The sequence below is a fragment of the Shewanella sp. FDAARGOS_354 genome (assembly GCF_002209245.2).
Lineage (GTDB): Bacteria > Pseudomonadota > Gammaproteobacteria > Enterobacterales > Shewanellaceae > Shewanella > Shewanella xiamenensis.
Genome location: NZ_CP022089.2, coordinates 4,645,197 through 4,664,685, shown reverse-complemented (window position 1 = coordinate 4,664,685; position 19,489 = coordinate 4,645,197). Strand labels below are relative to the sequence as shown.

15 protein-coding genes and 2 pseudogenes are annotated in these 19,489 nt (G+C 45.4%); 8 read left to right on the top strand and 9 right to left on the bottom strand.

Annotated elements, in window-relative coordinates; genetic code table 11:
• Nucleotides 1-52: 52 nt before the first annotated feature.
• Nucleotides 53-1,480 carry an EAL domain-containing protein gene (locus CEQ32_RS20980; protein ID WP_226871855.1) on the bottom strand — a complete coding sequence of 476 codons (1,428 nt, stop codon included), beginning with the start codon at nt 1,478-1,480 and terminating at the stop codon, nt 53-55.
• 359 nt (nt 1,481-1,839) lie between these two features.
• On the opposite strand from CEQ32_RS20980, the pseudogene CEQ32_RS20975 reads away from it, so the two are divergent.
• The 3 genes and pseudogenes from CEQ32_RS20975 to CEQ32_RS20965 form a co-directional block, all read left to right on the top strand.
• Nucleotides 1,840-2,085 (top strand): annotated as a pseudogene (locus tag CEQ32_RS20975) (methyl-accepting chemotaxis protein); the annotation flags it as partial.
• A gap of 95 nt (nt 2,086-2,180) precedes the next feature.
• On the top strand, nt 2,181-3,302 hold the full coding sequence (locus CEQ32_RS20970; RefSeq protein ID WP_088585462.1) for an ISAs1 family transposase: 1,122 nt from the start codon (nt 2,181-2,183) through the stop codon (nt 3,300-3,302).
• 19 nt (nt 3,303-3,321) lie between these two features.
• Nucleotides 3,322-4,980 (top strand): annotated as a pseudogene (locus tag CEQ32_RS20965) (methyl-accepting chemotaxis protein); the annotation flags it as partial.
• 80 nt (nt 4,981-5,060) lie between these two features.
• Here CEQ32_RS20965 and CEQ32_RS20960 read toward each other — a convergent pair.
• Nucleotides 5,061-6,425, bottom strand: a complete 1,365-nt coding sequence (locus tag CEQ32_RS20960) for a diguanylate cyclase domain-containing protein (RefSeq protein ID WP_047535420.1) — start codon at nt 6,423-6,425, stop codon at nt 5,061-5,063.
• 310 nt (nt 6,426-6,735) lie between these two features.
• Between CEQ32_RS20960 and CEQ32_RS20955 the strand changes: the two genes are divergently transcribed.
• Nucleotides 6,736-7,689: a DUF72 domain-containing protein gene (locus tag CEQ32_RS20955; protein ID WP_394854149.1), complete on the top strand. Its 954-nt coding sequence runs from the start codon at nt 6,736-6,738 to the stop codon at nt 7,687-7,689.
• Nucleotides 7,690-7,711: 22 nt separating this feature from the next.
• Here CEQ32_RS20955 and CEQ32_RS20950 read toward each other — a convergent pair whose 3' ends face one another.
• The 6 genes from CEQ32_RS20950 to CEQ32_RS20925 all read right to left on the bottom strand — a co-directional run bounded on the left by CEQ32_RS20950 (nt 7,712) and on the right by CEQ32_RS20925 (nt 14,829).
• The gene (locus CEQ32_RS20950; protein ID WP_088586781.1) at nt 7,712-9,181 is read right to left on the bottom strand and encodes an inorganic phosphate transporter; all 1,470 of its coding nucleotides are present in this window, start codon (nt 9,179-9,181) and stop codon (nt 7,712-7,714) included.
• A 187-nt stretch (nt 9,182-9,368) separates the two neighbouring features.
• The gene (locus CEQ32_RS20945) at nt 9,369-11,045 is read right to left on the bottom strand and encodes a glucan biosynthesis protein (protein WP_037414921.1); all 1,677 of its coding nucleotides are present in this window, start codon (nt 11,043-11,045) and stop codon (nt 9,369-9,371) included.
• 256 nt (nt 11,046-11,301) lie between these two features.
• Nucleotides 11,302-12,777: a carbon starvation protein A gene (locus tag CEQ32_RS20940; RefSeq protein WP_088586780.1), complete on the bottom strand. Its 1,476-nt coding sequence runs from the start codon at nt 12,775-12,777 to the stop codon at nt 11,302-11,304.
• A 226-nt stretch (nt 12,778-13,003) separates the two neighbouring features.
• Nucleotides 13,004-13,480 carry a GNAT family N-acetyltransferase gene (locus CEQ32_RS20935; protein ID WP_088586779.1) on the bottom strand — a complete coding sequence of 159 codons (477 nt, stop codon included), beginning with the start codon at nt 13,478-13,480 and terminating at the stop codon, nt 13,004-13,006.
• A gap of 180 nt (nt 13,481-13,660) precedes the next feature.
• Nucleotides 13,661-14,395 carry an LrgB family protein gene (locus CEQ32_RS20930; protein WP_088586778.1) on the bottom strand — a complete coding sequence of 245 codons (735 nt, stop codon included), beginning with the start codon at nt 14,393-14,395 and terminating at the stop codon, nt 13,661-13,663.
• Complete coding sequence (locus CEQ32_RS20925; RefSeq protein ID WP_037414933.1) at nt 14,395-14,829, bottom strand: CidA/LrgA family protein; 435 nt, start codon at nt 14,827-14,829, stop codon at nt 14,395-14,397. Before CEQ32_RS20925 ends, CEQ32_RS20930 begins: the two co-directional genes overlap by 1 nt.
• A 121-nt stretch (nt 14,830-14,950) precedes the next feature.
• On the opposite strand from CEQ32_RS20925, the gene CEQ32_RS20920 reads away from it, so the two are divergent.
• Nucleotides 14,951-15,841 carry a LysR family transcriptional regulator gene (locus CEQ32_RS20920; RefSeq protein WP_047535402.1) on the top strand — a complete coding sequence of 297 codons (891 nt, stop codon included), beginning with the start codon at nt 14,951-14,953 and terminating at the stop codon, nt 15,839-15,841.
• Nucleotides 15,842-15,845: 4 nt separating this feature from the next.
• Here CEQ32_RS20920 and CEQ32_RS20915 read toward each other — a convergent pair whose 3' ends face one another.
• Nucleotides 15,846-16,670, bottom strand: a complete 825-nt coding sequence (locus tag CEQ32_RS20915) for a hypothetical protein (protein WP_082389598.1) — start codon at nt 16,668-16,670, stop codon at nt 15,846-15,848.
• 366 nt (nt 16,671-17,036) lie between these two features.
• Between CEQ32_RS20915 and CEQ32_RS20910 the strand changes: the two genes are divergently transcribed.
• The 3 genes from CEQ32_RS20910 to CEQ32_RS20900 are packed head-to-tail and all read left to right on the top strand — an operon-like array spanning nt 17,037 to nt 19,178.
• Nucleotides 17,037-17,771, top strand: coding sequence for a basic amino acid ABC transporter substrate-binding protein (locus CEQ32_RS20910; protein ID WP_037414939.1), 735 nt, complete (start codon nt 17,037-17,039; stop codon nt 17,769-17,771).
• A gap of 5 nt (nt 17,772-17,776) precedes the next feature.
• Entirely contained in the window at nt 17,777-18,457 is a 681-nt protein-coding gene (locus tag CEQ32_RS20905; RefSeq protein ID WP_037414942.1) for an amino acid ABC transporter permease, read from the top strand.
• Entirely contained in the window at nt 18,450-19,178 is a 729-nt protein-coding gene (locus CEQ32_RS20900) for an amino acid ABC transporter ATP-binding protein (RefSeq protein WP_055646796.1), read from the top strand. The genes CEQ32_RS20905 and CEQ32_RS20900 overlap by 8 nt, the downstream gene beginning before the upstream one ends.
• The last annotated feature ends 311 nt before the right edge of the window (nt 19,179-19,489 follow it).

The window sequence follows — 19,489 nt, the reverse complement described above, 5'->3', positions numbered from 1 at the left end:
ATGAGTTGAAAAAGAAGAGGCTCTGATGAGCCTCTTCTTTTTGCCTTGATCTTTACCTTACATGGGAAACCTGTAGATAAAAATGTAATAACTCATTCAATGGTAGTGGCTTAGAATAAAAATAGCCCTGATGTTGATACACCCCTTTAGCAGCTAAATAATCTACCTGTTCTTGGGTTTCCACGCCTTCGGCAATCATCTCCATATTCGACTCGTGTCCAAAGGCAATAATGGCATCGAGCACCGCACCTTTAAGATCTTTCGTACCAATGGTATCGATAAACATCTTATCAATTTTGATACTATTAATTCCAAGTCGCTGTAAATAGCTAAAACCGCCAAAACCCGTACCAAAATCATCCAGTTTAAAGTCATGGCACAATGGTAAAACGGCTTTTATTTCAGCTAAGGCTAGCTCAAATTGAGTGATAGGTTTGCGCTCCGTCAGCTCAAATGCAATCCGCTTAACCATGGGATCTCGGTTTAAAGAGAACCATTGACTCAGCAAGCCAGACTCTAAGTGCTGCGCAACAATATTGATGCTTACCCAGCCTTTTAGTTGAGCTAAATCGCGATACACCTGATCTAGCAATAAATCGGTGATCGGTAATATGAGCCCCGAATCCTCAGCATAAGGAATAAATTGATTGGGCTGGACTAATACACCATCGAATCGACGCCAACGTACCAGCATCTCCTGCCCAACAACGTCGCCTGAACGGCAATCGATAATGGGCTGATAATAGGGAATAAATTCTTTTCGACTCATTCCTTTTTGCAGCAACATACCAAGCGATACCCGGGCAGATTGCCAGTTCCAATAAAAAATCACAGCTAAAAATGCTGCAATTAACGCTGCAATAAAGAGTACGACACCAATGCGATAAGCTTCTTGCCAGTAGAGATCATCACCCGCCTTTAAGGTTAAGGTGACATCTAACGTTTTAATATAACGAGATTTCTTGATAATGCTGTGGTTTTCATCAAGATTTTCTGTCCCCCTAACCATGGGGGAAAGCCCTTGATAACTGATGAGTAATTGATAACAACCGTGGCAAAGGTTAGATAGGGTTTCGTTATAAACAGAGCTATTAGTCAGCACGACTAACTTCTGCTCACCTAAATGAAAAGCATAGGCAAGACTACGAGCACGATCGGTGGCCGCGACCGTTGTCGCAATATCGACCTGTTGTGTGCCAAAAAATAAACTTCGAGATCGATCAAGATGGTAATTGACTGGCGGACCGATATTGGAGCATTTTTTACCATCGGCAAGTTCTAGCTGAATAAAACGAACAATTGCTGGACTCAAGGATTGACTATTGAGTAACGCAATATCATCTTCATTGCAGGTAAAAGATAATTTAGCAAATGCCCGTTCAATATTTTTTTGCTTAAAATCATCAACACCATTTGCAAAAGTAAGTGTTATTTCATCAAAATCACGATTAAACCTTTTTTCTATGCTATAGGCCGTCAACCAAGGATAAATTGTACTCGCTAAAAGTATTGGTAAAAGAAAGATTAAGCATGAATGTAACCAAGGATTAAAGCACCAGCGAGGAAAACTCCATTTCATCTATACTACTCTCTTACTTATGTTTGGGTGCACTTGCTTATGACACTTTAGGAATACTATGCTAAAAAGCCTTTCAAAACTGTGCAATAAAACAAGTTCACCATGATATAAGTAACTTTTGAAAATACTTATACAAAACAAAATACTGTTAGCTGCCACAACTTTATCAAATCTGAATGAACAACCATTAATGCTTTAGCTATTTCAGCCGCTATACTTTATTAACGTTAGGTTGCTAGCGGAATTTAAAGGAATAGAATATGCGTTCAACACTTAAAACTCGCCTACTTTTTAGTAGTCTCTTAGCCGTATTCATCACTGTTGCAGTACTGGTTAGTATTTCAAGCTACGTCATTAGAAATCATGCTATAGGCAATACCCAAGGCGAGATTGATCAACTAGCGAATACTTTTGCCGAAGGTATTGGACTATGGATGAAAGATAGAAAAACAGCCATTACAAGCCTTAAAAAGACCATAGAGGCTGACCCGAGTGTGCAAATTACCAGGGTGAGATCGCGAACACTTTTCAACCAAATTCATGATCGATTTGACGATCACATTTAGCTGTGATCATATACTCCCTTTTTAGGGAGAGCACCATGCACATTGACCACTTCAAAGAACATTTTCAAACGATTATCGACCAACGCCAAGGTGCAAAGGTCACATATTGCCTGTTTGAAGTCCTTTTTGGCTCGCTATGTGCGGTGATTGCAGGCGCGAAAGGCTGGTTTGATATTCGTGAATACATTCTCGGTCATCATGATTGGTTTAAGCGTAATGGCCTCTTTGTGAACGGCATTCCTGTTGATGACACTATTGCTCGCATAATATCGACGATTGAACCAGAGTCGTTTCATGAGTGCTTCATCAACTGGATGTCGTCAGTACATACTCTTACCCAAGGTCAAGTCGTTGCGATCGACGGCAAAACACTTCGAGGCTCATACAATCGCGAAGATAGGTCGAGCACTATCCATATGATCAGTGCTTATGCATCATCAAACAAACTTGTGTTGGGACAGTTAAAAACTGAGCAAAAGAGTAATGAAATAACGGCCATTCCTGAGCTGATAAAGATGCTTGATATCAGGGGAGCCCTAGTCACCATTGATGCAATGGCTTGTCAGACTAGTATAGCCAAAGCCATTGTAGAGCAAGGTGGTGATTACTTGCTTGCAGTAAAGAGCAATCAAGGAAAACTCCGACAAGCGATGGAAAAAGCATTCTCATCTCAGCGAGCCAATGTGGCAGACACTGTCAACCTTGAACAGGGGCATGGACGTATAGAGTCTCGCCAATGCTATGTTTTGGCCAGTACCAACCTTGATGGTGACTTTTCTCGCTGGAAAGGGTTGAAGAACATTATCATGGTTGAAAACTTCCGCTTTGAGAAAGGCAAATCTGTCGAGCTAGAGTACCGTTATTACATCAGTTCCAAAGCGCTTAGTGCAGAGCAAGCTGCGGTAGCAGTCAGAGACCACTGGGGCATAGAGTCAATGCACTGGGTGCTTGATGTCACCATGAATGAAGATGCGTGCCAGATATATAAAGGTCATGGTGCAGAAAATCTGTCTTGCTTACGCCATATGAGTTTGAATATGCTTCGAGCAGAGCCAACCAAGCTAAGCATTGTTGGTAAACAAAAGCGATGCATGATGAGCACAACCATGCTAGAGGAGGTATTAAGCGCTGGTTTTAGTCATGTGGTTAAAATGTAGACACTCATGCGGTCGCCCTGTGCAAATTACCCCTTATTTATTACAAGCACATAATGCAATGGGATTTGCGCTCACCTATTTTGGTGATGAGCAAGGCAACATGTACCGCCAAGATCCAGCGCTCAATACCGCAAACTATGACCCACGTGTCCGCCCTTGGTATATGGATGCCAAAGCCGCTAATAGCATGGTTATGACTGCTCCCTATGTCAGCGCCACCCTTAAAAAACAAGTTGTGACTATCGCTGAGCCAGTGATGGTTGCGGGCCAACTCTTCGGTGTCGCCGCGGCAAACCTTACCATTGACCAACTCACCGATGCGGTACAGCGGCTCGAAGTTCCCGGTAATGGCTACACCCTGATGGTAGACAACACTGGACTAATTATTAGTCACCCCAATAGTAAGTTAAATAATCAACAACTTACTACTATTGACTCTGATTTTACCCCCAACTGGCTATCACAACGCGCCAATGCCAATACTATGGAAGAGCGTGAATTAGATGGTGAGACTCAACTAGTCTATGTAGCGAACGTTCCGTCGACCGACTGGGCGTTAATATTTGTGATGAACAAACAAGAAATCATGTCGCAAGCGACTACGCTTGCTTGGTGGATGTCCGCCGTAGGCGCTGGGTTACTGGTAATGTTTGGCTTAGTATTAGTCGCAATCTTCAAAATGCAATTCAAAGACTTAGAACGAGTTGCTTTGGCACTAAATGATATCGCAGAGGGCGATGGCGATCTGACGGTGAGAATTCACACCGCAAACAGCCATGATGAAATTGGGATCTTAGCCTCAGGTTTTAACCGCTTTGTCGAACGTCTACACGGCATGATTTCAAGAATGCACAATATTGCGGGCCAACTTGAATACCAAGCTAAGGGCAGCAGTGCGTCTGCGGCAGATAACAGCCAACGCATCGCGGTTCAGCAGGACGAAGTGACCATGGTCGCCACTGCAGTGACCGAAATGGCCAGCGCCACAGAAGAGATTGCCAGCAACGCCGAACATACAGCGCAAACAGCGCAAAATGCCGTGAGCCTCTCGAATCATGGTCAAAAACAAGTGATGCAAAGTCAGCAATCTATTCGTAACTTAGCAAATGAGGTTGATACCGCAGGACGTATTATCAGCGAGCTGAATGAGCACTCACAAAAAATTAATAGCATTCTATTAACGATCAGTGGGATTGCAGAACAAACCAACTTGCTTGCGTTAAACGCAGCCATTGAAGCCGCTCGCGCAGGTGAGCAAGGTCGTGGTTTCGCCGTGGTTGCCGATGAAGTTCGCGTATTATCGCAACGCACTCACTCATCAACCCAAGAAATTCAGGCAATGATTGAAACCTTGCAACAAACAGCAGGCAAAGCCGTAAAATCAATGACTCAAAGCCATGATATGGCAGAAACGAGTGTGGCTGATGCCAACTCAGCCAGCGAGAGCCTGCTGCAGATAAGCAAAGCAATTAATGAGATATCTGATATGGCAAGCCAAATTGCAACGGCCGCAGAGGAACAAACCTCTGTGACTAGCGAAATTAATCGCAATACCGAATCAATTCGTGAAGTCTCAGAAAACCTCTCTATTGAGGCCCAAAGTGCGATGGTGCAGTCACAGGAGTTGGCTCACTTAGCCGCCTCACTGCAACAGGAAGTATCACGTTTTAAACTATAAATACACTTGTTGCATTGATATAAACACCCGCTGTAGCGATTTTCGTTACAGCGGGTTTTAGTTAGAGTCTTAACACTGGCCTATAAGTGCTTTCCCTTCAAACCTTGATACCCCAACTCAATACGATTACCACCATTCTTTTTAGCCTTATACATGGCAGCATCGGCGCAGGAAATAAGTTGCTGTTCATCTTTGCCATGCTCAGGATACAAAGCGACACCAATACTTGGAAAAATATGAATTTGCTGCTCTACAAGCTCAAAAGGCTGATTCAATATATCCAGCACTTTTTGAGCAACGAGCAAGGTATTGTGTGCAGAATCAACTCGCTCCAGTAAGATAACAAATTCATCGCCACCAAAACGCGCGACCGTATCAGAAACTCTCACGCAGCTAAGAAGCCGCTGCGCGGTAATTTGTAACAACAAATCTCCCACACTATGTCCGTAGGTATCGTTAACCCATTTAAATTTATCTAAGTCTAGATAAAGTAAAGAGAAATAACTCGACTCTCGATGCGCTCGAGATAAAGCCTTTTGAAACCTATCGTAAAATAACTCTCTGTTGGGTAGATGAGTCAACTGGTCGTAGAGTGCTATCTGCTCTAAGCGAGCCAACATTTGACGACGTTCGATGGCGAACGCAATTTGAGTCGAGACAAACTCCACCAATTCACAATCCTGTGTAGTATAGCTTCTCGAACCTGGGTTGCTATGCATTATCAACGCGCCAATCACCCCTTTGTGCAATCTCAACGGCACGCCGAGCCAGCAATCTTTAAAGGTTACTGCTAATGGCGATGAAAGCGTATTCGACATGGGACAAAAGAGTAAGGATTGTCCCGTTTGAATGATCTGCTCAGCAAAATAATTAGCATTACTGATATATGCGCTATTTTGCTCGGACACCGATAACTGGTAAGGAAAATCTAATTGATTTGAATCTTGGTCATAAAGCGCGATAGCAAAATTTTCTGCGGGTAAAAGTTTTGCAATGATCTGATGGATATGACTATAGAGGGATAACAAATCCTCGGCCACATGAACCGCCTCAGAAATCTCGTATAACGCGGCTTGCCGGCGCTCAGCATTTTTATTTTTGGTAATATCGCGAGCCACCGCAACGCGTTGTTGATATTCATCAGACCAGCGGGCTGACCACAGAATATCCACTATGCTGCCATCTTTGCGTATATAACGATTTTCAAAATCGATTTTATAGTGATCTGTCATAATTTCATTGGCCGCAGCAAGCGTACGTTCACGGTCTTCTGGTAAAACCAAATCCAACATCTGCATACCAATCATTTCATCTGGCGTGTAACCAAAAATACGTTCAGCACCCGCACTCACAAATTCAAATCGCCCCGATTTATCCACCACACAGATGGCATCTAATAGCAAATCAATAAAGCGACCAAGTGAAGTATAACCTTCGTTTTTCACACGACTCTCCCACCACGCCTGTAGACAAAACGAGAATAGCTAACTGACTATTGCAGCTAAGCTTTGCATCCCTGTATAGAACCAACGCGCGAATACTCGATGATTAAGGTTAATAGTACATAATATCATACTATTAGAGTAGGTTAATTAGCATGGCAGTTCCACTATTACAACATTCCATACATAAAGCCGAATTGGACATTAGCTTAACCCAATAACAGCATCCGCAAGATGCTTAGTATTTGACTGAGATAAAACTCTTTGAGCACAATAGCCAATTCAAATTTAGTTGATTATATCTGGAGTTATTTTGACGGCGCTTAAGTCACCTTCACACCAAGCAAATCATTTTCGCCTAGGGCTTGCAATGTGGTCTCATCAGCATTGGCAAAGCAGTGTTTATGGTGCAACAACTAAGCAAGCCGATCGCCTAGCCCGCTACGCGACCATTTTTAACACTGTAGAAGGTAATACCAGTTTTTACGCCACGCCAAATACACAAACAGTGATGAACTGGCACAGCGCAACACCAGATGACTTTCGCTTTACCTTTAAACTACCGCAGCTCATCACCCATCAAAGACAGCTGCAACATTGTCAGGAGGAACTAATGGAATTCTTTCGGGTGATGTCGCCCTTGGCTGAAAAAACTGGGCTATGGAAGATCCAACTTCCCGCCTACTTTGGCCCGGAGCAACTAACAACCTTGGCGCATTTCTTAGAAATGCTTCCCCAAGGCTTGACCTATGGCGTTGAAGTACGGCATTTAGCCTTTTTTGCGAAGGGAGAGGCTGAGCGAGCACTAAACCGCTTGCTGATGGATAAACAGGTAAATCGCATCATTATGGACAGTCGGCCCTTGTTTGCCCTACCGCCCGCTAGCGAAGCAATTATTGATGCCCATAAGAAAAAACCACAATTGCCCGTACATGCTATCGCAACTGCAAATGCGCCAGTGGTTCGCTTTATCGGACAAACCGATGGTACTATCGAAGCCTTAGCCGCCAATAACGATAAGTTACAGATCAAAAACAACGATAGCTTTTTCAAAAATTGGTTACAGCAACTTCCCCTCTGGATTAAAGAAGGTCGAGAACCCTATCTTTTTATCCATACACCCGACAATCAAACGGCTCCCGAGCTCGCAGTTCGTTTATATCAGCAGTTACAGCAGCAAATCGCCGCTGAGATTTGCTTACCAACAGTCAAGTTACACACTCCGCCATTGGCAGATCCTACCGCGCAAATGCAACTCTCTTGGTAAGAGGCTGCATATCAACTTCAGCTTAGCCCCAAATTGAGTTAGCAAGAATAAAGACCAATGCCGACAAGAACATCGTAATAGGCAGCGTGAGTACCCATGCCAATAGAATTTGCTTAATAGTTTGGCTTTGCAGCCCAGAGCGATTGGCAACCATAGTACCCGCAACCGCCGAAGATAGAATATGCGTAGTTGAAACTGGCATACCCGTAACGCTGGCAATCCCGATCGAAGCCGCAGCCGTCACCTGCGCAGCAATACCTTGGCTATAGGTCATTCCAGACGAGCCTATTTTTTCTCCCACGGTATAAACAATTCGCCGCCAGCCCACAAGCGTGCCACAACCCAAGGCAGTCGCAATCGCCACTATCACCCAAAGCGGCGCGTATTCGGTCGATTTAGTCAAATCCTTACGCCATTTAGCTAAAGAGCTTAACTCCTTGGCTGGTAAGTCTAATTTAGACACTTTACGAGCGGTATCATCGATACACAGCAACAACCTACGCACTTCACGGCGCTCTTCTACCGTCATATCTTGAAAACTATTCGCCCTATCCAAACGGCGATCAAGCAACGACATCGCGGGTAACACGGTCTGTGCCGAACAATGGCTCAACAGCTCATCACTCGCCTCAAGCTGCGCTTTTACATCAACTAAATCGCTAATTATCGCTTGATTGCGGCTATAGATAGCCATAATCCGCCGGTTTGCATCCTGCGTCCTTGCCAAATCATAGGACTGGCTGCTCATATCGAGGGCAAAATACGCTGGGGCCATACAGATAAGCACCAGCATCACTAAACCTATGCCTTTCTGCCCATCATTCGAGCCGTGGGCAAAACTCACCCCCATGGCCGAAGCTATCAGGCTGACGCGCGCCCAAAATGGTGGATGGCGTTTACCATTAATCTGAAATTGTTCATCGGGCGTACGGTGGATCTTGTGCTTTTGCCACATGAACTTCATCAGCAATAGCAGTACTCCAGCCAGCACAAAACCAAGGGTGGGCGAAATAATCAGGGATAACATGATTTGCGTGGCTTTAGTGAGATTAATACCATGCAATATAGGCTGGTGATGTATCCAAGCAAATGCGCCACCAACCCCCATAATCGAACCAATTAAGGTGTGGGAGCTAGAAGCTGGAATACCAAAGTACCAAGTACCTAAGTTCCAGATAATGGCGGAAAATAACAGTGAAAACACCATTAACAGCCCTTGAGTGGAGTCCATCCCCAACAAGGAGTCAACGGGAAGAAGATGTACTATGGCATAGGCTACGCCAAGTCCGCCAAGTAACACTCCCGCAAAGTTAAAAAGGGCTGATGAAACCACCGCTAAATTTGCAGGCATAGCTTTGGTATAGATCACCGTCGCAACAGCATTGGCGGTATCGTGGAAGCCATTGATAAATTCGTAGGCCAACACAAATAACACTGCCAGCACTAAAGCCACCGACCAACCCAGGCCGATAGAAGTCAATATCTCAAACATGAATCGCTAACCTATAACGAGGACGCCACAGATTACGCCCAAGGTTGGGTATTTGACAGTGAAAAATTATTTAGATTTTCAAAAAGTGAATTAGTGCTCAATAACTTTGAATCCAACTTGCAATTAACAAATCGCTTGATGCAAAAACGCCAGCACTGAGGCTGGCGTTTTGATTCACCCATATAGCTTACTGTAGATGACCTGCGTTATGCAGTTCACGTTCGTTCATCGGCGGTGGTGTCCATTGGTACATCCACGTTTCAGACAAAGGTTGACCATCTACTTCTAAGTAAACTCTTAGGTTAATCGGCTCAACGCTATCCTCTGGCGGCACGAGGTCAAACATAGCGCGGTAACCATTGATCGCATGTTGTGGGCGAGCAGAGTCGATTTCCACACGGCCTTGTGAAGTTGAAATAACCGCTTTCACTTGAGTATCTTTACCCAGCATTGGTAAAGAACCACCAGCAAAATCAATCACGAAGCGCTTGCTATAGTACTTACGCTTTTGACCAACTACGCCACCAATACCAGTAAAGGTATCCACTACGCGGGCACGGGGTGACTGCACAGGTGGAGTACCGCCCCAGTACATGTTGTAGCTATAGAGCAACTCTTGGCCTGGTTGAATGGGCTCTGCAGGATTCCAGAAAGCCACGATATTGTCGAAGGTTTCGTCCAGTGTTGGAATTTCAACTAACTGCACCGAACCTTTACCCCAATTACCTGTTGGCTCAATCCACAGACTTGGGCGCTTCTCGTAGAATACGCCGTCATCTTGGTAGTGGTCGAAATTACGGTCGCGCTGCATTAACCCAAAGCCCTTTGGATTCTCATCGCTATAGGCGTTGAATCTCAAGTTACTTGGATTGCCCAGTGGGCGCCAAATCCATTCACCGTTCCCCGTATGCATGGCAAGTCCATCTGAATCATGGATCTCTTGACGCCAGTCGTAACCTGTACGGCGATCATTCTCACCGACCATGAACATACTTGTCAGTGGTGCAACGCCTAAACGTTCGATAGCCTTACGCGGATAAATCGCCGCATCAACCTTCATCTTCAAACGCTCACCCGGCTCGATATCAAAACGGTAAGCCCCGGTCACGCTTGGCGAATCTAACAGTGCATACACAGTCGCAATATTAGAACCTGGTTGCGGCTTCTCTAACCAAAAACGGGTAAACATCGGAAATTCTTCAGGCTTAGGCAACGCAGTATCAACCGCCAAACCACGGGCAGAAAGACCATATTGCATTTCCTGACCGACCGCGCGGAAATAGCTTGCGCCCAAGAAGGCGACCACGTCACGTTGCCAGTCAGTGTTGAACTGCATTCTAAAGCCTGCAAAACCTAAATCTTTAGGAAGCTGGCTACCCTTTACCTTCGACTTACCGTAATCGAACATAGAAGGAGAATATTCAATCAGTTTAGCCTTGCCATTTTCCAATTGGTAAATGTGCACTGGTGTATCGAAATACAGACCTAAGTGGAACAATTCGGCGCGAAACTCCGAATCATCTTCATGCCACAGTGCGGCTTTTTTCTTGAAATGGAATTGCTGGTAATCATCCCAGCTCATGCCCTGTAAGCTTTTTGGTAACTCACCCTTGTGGCTTACATAGGACTCTGTCGCCAGCGTATGGGCATAGCCTTTTAACCAAGCATAGCTAAACTCTTCTTCCTGCGGCGCACTAGCTTTACCCGCTGCACAAGCAGATAAGCTTAACAACACACTACAGGTGAGCAGTACGCTGCCAACCATCCGTTGTAAGCGGCTACGAGTAGACTGAGCTTCTACCGATGGCATCACCATCGGCTCAGGATTTAAATGTCTTTGTTCGGGAAATAAATTGGGTTGCATAAGCAGACTCTGAATTGGTGTAACTTCCTGACACTTCTCTGCAAAAGTAAGCATTATTGCAGTGACTGCCCTGTGGAGAACTGTTGATGACAGTGATAACAATAACTCTATCTTCATCAGTTCGCCAGAATCTAACATAATTTCGACGCAATGGAATATGTCACAGCGACAATATTCAATACTGACGCCAGTTTATGAAAATAGTATTAAAAAGGGCTGCAAAATGCAGCCCTTTATGGTCATAAAGCCAATTAAGTTATAACTTTGTATCTATTACTGTTTTGCGTTTGTTGTGAGCAATAATCAAGGCGATTAAACACACCACCCCCACTGCGATGCCCACAGGTTGACTCAGGGATTGAGGTAAACCTAAACCAATACCTGCGGTAACAATGTAAGACACTGTCACACAGGTGCCCGCAATCGCAGGCAAGCTTACTATCCAGTGAAAACTGCCTCTATCGAACAGATATTTTGTCGCCAACCATAGCACACTGGTCGATAGCAGCATGTTTGAGAAAGCAAAATAACGCCAGATCAAGGAGAAGTCGATCTTGGTCATAAAGTAAGCGATGGTCAGAATAGGCGCCGCTACCAGCAAACGGTTACGCATACTCTGAGGGATATTAAAGGCGTCGATAATGGTTAGACGCAGCGATCTGAACGCGGTATCCCCCGAGGTAATCGGAAATACAGCGACCGCAATAATTGCCATCACGCCGCCTAATACCCCAAGATAGCTCGTAGCCACTTGGTTAACCACTAAGCCAGGGCCGCCTTGGTCTAGTAAGCTCTTAAGCTCAACATATCCGCCCGGGAAGGCCGCAATCCCCGCAGTCGCCCATACACAAGCCACCACACCTTCAGCCACCATAGCGCCGTAGTAAACTGGGCGAACGTATTTCTCGTTTGTCAGGCAGCGTGCCATGATAGGTGCTTGAGTTGAATGAAAACCACTAATAGCACCACAGGTAATAGTCACAAACAGTAATGGCCAAATCGGTAAACCATCGGGGTTAGGTTCCAATAACTCATTGTTGTAATGGCTGTGGTTGAAGTACGCGAACACATCGCCCATTTCGGGTAACTGCGGTGCATTGATGAGGAGAGCCACTGCAATCGAAGTGGTCATCACGATCATTAATAGGCCAAACGCGGGGTACAGCTTAGTGATGATCTTATCGATTGGCAGCATAGTGGCTAAGAAGTAATAGACTAAAATAACCAACACCCAGAAGGTGTTATTGCCAAAAATGGTGTCTTTAAAATAGTCGAGGTTACTTAACAGTCCCGCAGGGCTCATGATGAACACCACGCCCACGAAAAACAGCAACATCGCGGTAAACAGCAGCATTACACCTTTAAAGTAGATATTGAAATAGTGACCTGCGATTTCAGGCAGACTCTTACCATCTTCTTTAATACTTAATACGCCAGAGAAGTAATCATGTACCGCGCCGCCGATAATGTTGCCTAACACAATCCAGAGTAAGGCCACTGGGCCATATAAAGCCCCTAGAATAGGGCCAAAAATCGGCCCGACACCGGCAACGTTTAAAAATTGGATTAAAAACGCTTTAGCTGGGTGGACGGGTACATAGTCCACGCCATCTTCGAATCTTGCTTGGGGTGTTTGCGCTTTAGGATCAATCCCAGCTTGGCGTTCAACAAACGGACTATAAAACTTGTATGCCAGCACTAAGAGCGCAAGACATAAGAAGAAAATTAACATTATTTAACTATCCATACTTTAGTAGAAGGTGATTAACTATAGAGTTTCATTGAGTTAGCCAATGAGATCAAGCCATCACATACTAGACTAAAGTCGGGTTGATAAATCTAAATTTACGATAAGACTCGCTTATCTAAATAGATTTTTCAAATAATTTGTCTGTAAAAAATAAATCCAATCTTCTCTATAAGTGTTTCAGCGATTGGCGGTATAGCTTGTTTAAGCCTTAACTCAGCACAAATTCAAATAATGGCGCCGTATCATCTTCCTCTTGAATGAGTCTGTCCGTCTTTACAAATCCATGGCGCAGCAACACCCGCTGGGATGCAACATTATGCAGTGCCACATGGGCAAAGAGCGGCCTTGAGATCACTAACGATAAAAACGCGCTCAAGGTTAAGGTTGCGACTCCGCGCCCCCAAAATGCACGGTCAATCCAATAACCTATCATCGCCTGACCATCCCTATGCCAATGGCCAATATTGCCAACAAGCAAGCCATCGACTTCTATCCCCCGTGCCAGTACCGAAGCCTGCCCAAGGATATTTTGCTGCCAATGAAGGTAAAACGCCTCACGCTCCCGCGAGGGGAACTGCGCCAATTGGCAAGCAATCGGATCCTGCTGATGAGTAAAGATCAACTCCAGATCATCTTGTTCTATGGGTCTCAATGTCACATTCGATACGCGTGTTTGCTGATCCATCCTATATCCCTATTCAATTTCATCATCATGACATCTCGACATTCGCCGTCAGCTAAAAAAATGGGCGCATAACCCAAGCAGAGGTTAGCGCCCTAAGAGGCAAAACAACATCATTTAAACAAACAAAATCACAATTAAGGTGGGGAGGGTTAACGCAACCCAGCAAATCACTAACTCACACTAACTGAAGATCACGGCAAATACGGGCGCGCCCAGCACCATAGCAATCCCGATAAAAATCATGGTCAAACTGGCAATGACGCCCTCTTGCTGGCCTAACTCACTGGCTTTGGCAGCGCCCGCACCGTGGGCCGAAGCGCCCAAGGCCACGCCTTTACCTAAAGAGGTGCGAATATGCATCAACTTGAATAGCGGCTCGCAGACTAACATGCCGATAATGCCGGTGATGAGCACCATCATGGCGGTCAGTTCTGGCACACCGCCAAAGGCGCTTGTGGCCTCCATCGCAAAGGGCGTAGAGACCGAACGCACCAACAAACTCTTTGCAAGCTCCACAGGTAGAGGCACAAATTTGACTAATAGCCAGCTCGACACCATGCCCAGCAACAGTCCAGCCACCACGCCAAGGGCAATGGTCAGCGGATATTGACGAATGAGTTTACGCTCCCGATAAATCGGCAAGGCAAATGCGATTGTCGCAGGTGCTAACATCGCCATTAACCAATGGGTGTATTCAAAATAAGTCGGCAGTGGAATATCGAGATTAAACACCAAGAGCGTGATCACTACAGGCGCAAGTACAATCGGCGCTAACCACCATACCCGGTGGCGCTTATACAAACGCTTCGCCGCAAAATAACAAAATAGTGTTAATAACAAGCTGATAAGTGCCAATCCCGTCTGCGAAAACACTAACTCAGAGACAACCGCAGAACTTAAGCTAACGCTCGACATTACACGGCCTTAGCATGGCGACGCGCATGCTTTTTGATATTGAGCTGACGCTCGAAGCGAAACACTCTGTCAACCACAAATCCCGTACCCACCATCACGCACACACTGCCCATCACTAAGGTGAAGAGAATATTCAGCCCATATTGCTCAAACAGGCCTTCATATTTAATGACCGAGATGACCGGCGGAATAAAAAACAGCAGCAGCTCACCGATAAGCCAAGCCGCGCCGAGCTGCACGGCATTTTCAGGGATTAACTTAGTCGCTAACAAAATCAGCAACAGACCTAAACCTAATACACTACCAGGCACTGGTGAATGCGCCCAAGAGGCAAACCAATGGCAGGCAAAAGACAATAAACAAAAGAGGCCAATTTGAGTTAACAATAAAGCCCCATGACGGCATCGACGTATTGCGGCTTGTAGGAAAGACATGCGGTTTCTCGATTTACACCAAAAGTTACTATGGGATTATTTTAGGCTTGCCTATTAAATAAAAAAAATGAATATTAAGCATGTAATCCATGAATTTTAAGAATGCATTATAGGGGCGAGAATGGATCTCAAAGTGCTGCGCTATTTTATCGAGATCATCGATGCTGGCGGTTTTGGTAAAGCCAGTGAAAAGGTTCATCTCACCCAACCCGCCCTTTCCAAGGCGCTGCGCCAATTAGAGGAAGAACTCGATCTCGTGCTACTCGAGCGCGGCAAACGTGGCACGCAAGTTAAGCTCACCCAAGCAGGAGAAGTGGTTTATCGTCATGGTAAGGAGTTATTGGCCGGACGCCAACGTATGCTGGCCGAACTCAGTGCCCAGCGCAGTTTGACTGCGGGTGAATTAAAACTCGGTCTCGCGCCGCTCGGCAGTGCTGAAATTTTTGCCCCTATTATTGCCAAGTATCGCCAGCAGTACCCACAAATCGAAATGCACTTGTTAGTCCGTGGTGGCGTTGAGCAAACGCTGGCAATTCAAAAGGGCGAAATAGAACTGGCCACTGGCATAATCGACCTTGATGATGGCTATGACGGCATTCGAGTGTTTAACGATCCCATGGTGGTAGTGCTGCCCAAGGAAAATCCCCTCACTACCAGGGAAATACTCTCAGTCCATGACTTAATCAATGAGCCACAAGTGATGTTTGAGACTGAATACACCCTGCATCAATTGGTGCTCAACGCCTGTCAGCAAGCCGGATTCTCACCTCAAAATATCACCCGTGTTAGCCAAGCAGACTTTGGTATCGCACTGGTGGCTGCGGGAACTGGCGTGATGATACTGCCGCGCTCGATCGCGCGGCGTTATAGTGTGGCGGGGGTGGTCAATATTCCACTGGCGAGTGACGAATTGCGCTGGGAGTTATCGCTATTTTGGCGCAAAGAACAAGTATTGTCCTTTGCGGCACAGGCGATGATCGCGTTAGTTAAAAAGCACTTAACGCAAAAATAACCTCCTACCAAGGTACGACTAAGCTAAAACGCACTAAGGTATCGTTATCCCAAGGCAGAATAGGCAAGTAGTCGGGTGAGTGCACACTCTCCTTGGCATAGTGGTCAAGGTTGTATTCGGTATACTCCACATACAGTAACCACTGGCTGCCCTTCTCCCAGTAATCAGTATCGTAACTCATGCTGAAGCGATATTGATTTTCAAGCCATTGGTCGCCATCGTTCCAAGTTTGCGCAGCTAAGTTCACGTTTAATTTGGGCGTTAAATCAACACCAACGCTACCCATTACAGTGTAAGCAAACTCACTATTACCAAAATCGCCTCTATCGTAACCTCGGGTGCGGGGCACGTCATCGTCGATCTCCAAAAAGTAATAGCCCGCACCCGCCTTAAGCTGAGCTTGGGTTTGTTGGCCTTGATAATTGGCTGTTAGTCCTGGAAAAAACTTCGCCTGCTTCTCCACTGAACTCACAGTATTACGCTTGCCCTGCAAATCCACTTGCCAACCTAAGGATAACTGCGGGGAAAAACGATAAAGCTCTCCAATCGCGGCATATTCCGATTTAAACCACATCGGAATATGGTCAGGATCCAGCTTATCTCTATCAATATCGATAAACATATCCAGCACCGCAGACAGATAAATATCCGATGCAGTGGTATGTTCAATAATGATATTGCCATTGGCCCCAAAGGTATGCGAATTTTCTTGTTCGACAATAAAATCATGAATGCCCATAGTGTAATGCCATTGGGTTGATTCCTCTGCATAAACAGAGGTTGCTAAACTTAAAAGCAACGCTACAGGCGCCAAAATTTGGTATTTCACATAGTGCTCCATCAATTGCGATTTAAAACTGCCGATTAGATGATTTAAGTTTAATTTAATCAATTTTGCATCATTTGTATCTGAGATAGTTCATAAAAATCCAGCCTATTCACTAAAGTGAATAAAAATTAGCTCACCTCATCACTTTGAAGCGCTAAATTGCTATTCACGGTCACCCTAAACAATTTCACAACCTATTAAAAAACTATTGATATCAAACACCACAATCATAATAAATATGGTGTCGTTATTTAAACTGCCAGTGTAATAATGAATTTTTAATCACAAATAAAGCATAATTATTGACACGAATACGCAATCCTCCTATAGTCGCCACATTGCCAGTTATCCAAAAGAGAGTATTAAATGAAAAAATCCATGTTATTAGGCGGCCTAGCCCTCAGTGCCACCTTGTTGTTAGCTGGATGTGGGAAAAGCAACGATGTTTTAGTGGTAGGAACCAATGCGGCCTTCCCGCCCTTTGAATACGTTGGCGGACAAAGTGGCGATGAAATCAAAGGTTTCGACATTGAGCTTGCCAAACAAATCGCTAAAGATGCCGGCAAAACGCTTAAAGTCGAAAACATGAAATTCGATTCACTGATCGTCGCGCTAAACTCAGGCAAGATTGATTTTATTGCCTCGGGCATGACCATCACACCAGAGCGCCAGGCCAGCGTTAACTTTTCGGAGCCCTACTATGAGGCAACTCAAGTGCTGCTCGTCAATAAAGATAACGACACAATTCATACCCTTGATGACATTAAAGACAAACACTTTGCGGTGCAGCTCGGCTCAACCGCCGATATGATGTCTAAAAAATACACCCAAAATGTCACTGCTTTTAACACAGGCTTCGAAGCCATCATGGAGCTGAAGAATGGTAAAGTCGACTTAGTGCTATTCGATAGCGAGCCTGCGGCGAACTATCTGGCGAAAAACCCCGATCTCAAACTGATCAAGCTAGATTTCCCCGCTGAGTTTTATGGTTTTGCGGTGTCAAAACAGCAGCCTGAACTCCTCACTAGCATTAATAACACGCTGAAAAACTTGAAAGAAAGCGGCCAATATCAGACGCTCGTTTCAGCCCATATCAAGTGATCCCTATGTTAGAAGCAATCAATACTTCGCTGTTTAGTCCCATTGGTGACGACGGCATGATAGGCATACTGCTGATCTTAAACGGCTTAAAAGTCACCTTGATTGTGACCTTCTTCGCCATGTTATTAGGCGCAGTATTAGGCGTGGGCACCACACTGATGAAGATGTCATCAAAGTGGTATATCCGCTTTCCCGCCGAACTTTATGTTGGCGTTATCCGCGGCACGCCTGTGGTGGTGCAGTTAGTGATCCTTTACTTCATCGTGCTGGCCGCATTCGATGTCGATAAAATTACCGCCGCCATTATCGCCTTTGGTTTAAACAGTGGCGCTTATATCTCTGAGATTATTCGCGCAGGGATCCAAGCCGTCGATAAAGGTCAAACCGAAGCAGCACGCTCGCTTGGACTATCGCAAGCCATGACCATGAAACTGATTATTCTGCCGCAGGCGATTAAGAATATTCTGCCCGCGTTAGGCAATGAGTTTATCGTGCTACTCAAAGAAACCGCCGTAATTGGCTTTATTGGCGGTGTGGATTTAATGCGGGCGGGCGAGATTATCCGTAGTCGTACCTTTGAAGACAGTATCCCACTCTTTACCTGTGCGCTGATTTACCTGTTCCTGACCTACAGCTTCACATTTATGCTGTCGAAATTCGAAAAGAGGTTGAAGCAAAGTGATTAACATAACCAACCTACACAAAAGTTACGGCGATAATGCGGTCCTTAAGGGCATCAACGAACATATTCGCCAAGGCGAAGTGGTGAGTGTGATCGGCCCCAGCGGCAGCGGTAAAAGCACCTTTTTACGTTGCATCAACCTGTTAGAAAAACCCACCCAAGGGGATATTGAAATCGAAGGGCAATCCATTACCGCCAAGGATGCCTGTGTCGATAAATTGCGGCAAAAAGTGGGCATGGTGTTCCAAAACTTCAACCTATTCCCCCATAAAACCGTATTACAAAACATTACCTTAGCACCTGTGAGCCTAAAGTTAATGACCCAAGCCGAAGCCGATAACAAGGCGCTGGCGCTGCTTACTCAAGTGGGCTTGCAGGATAAAGCCAATGCCTATCCTTCCAGTCTCTCGGGCGGACAAAAGCAAAGGGTTGCCATTGCCCGCGCACTAGCGATGGAGCCGGATCTCATGCTATTCGACGAGCCCACCTCAGCACTCGACCCCGAAATGGTTGGCGATGTACTGGATGTGATGAAGGACTTAGCGCAAAAAGGCATGACCATGGTAATTGTGACCCACGAAATGGGCTTTGCACGCGATGTTTCCGACAGAGTCATCTTTATGGATGGCGGCTATGTAGTGGAGTCCAATATCCCCGAGGAATTATTCACCCGCCCCAAAGAAGCCAGAACCCAAAGCTTTTTAAGTAAGGTATTGAGGTCATAAAGACTTATACAACATTGAAAGGTGAACAATGGTATTTGCGCGATGATACGCCACACGCTTTAAGACACTTAAAGCTAGAGCTGATTGTTGGATGAGTCATGGCATTCACTCAACGACACGCAGCGTGTCCATCCGTGGATGCTCGACCGCCCCGTCTGATGTGAATGGATTCACGAATGCCGCGATGGCATGGATGCCAAAGAGCGGCCTTGGGGCGGACGGTCGTCTCGCTAATCACCATGACTCACCCTTTTAGCATCGGTGTAGCTTGTAGGTTTTAAACCGTCATTCCGCACCTAATTTTCGATTTA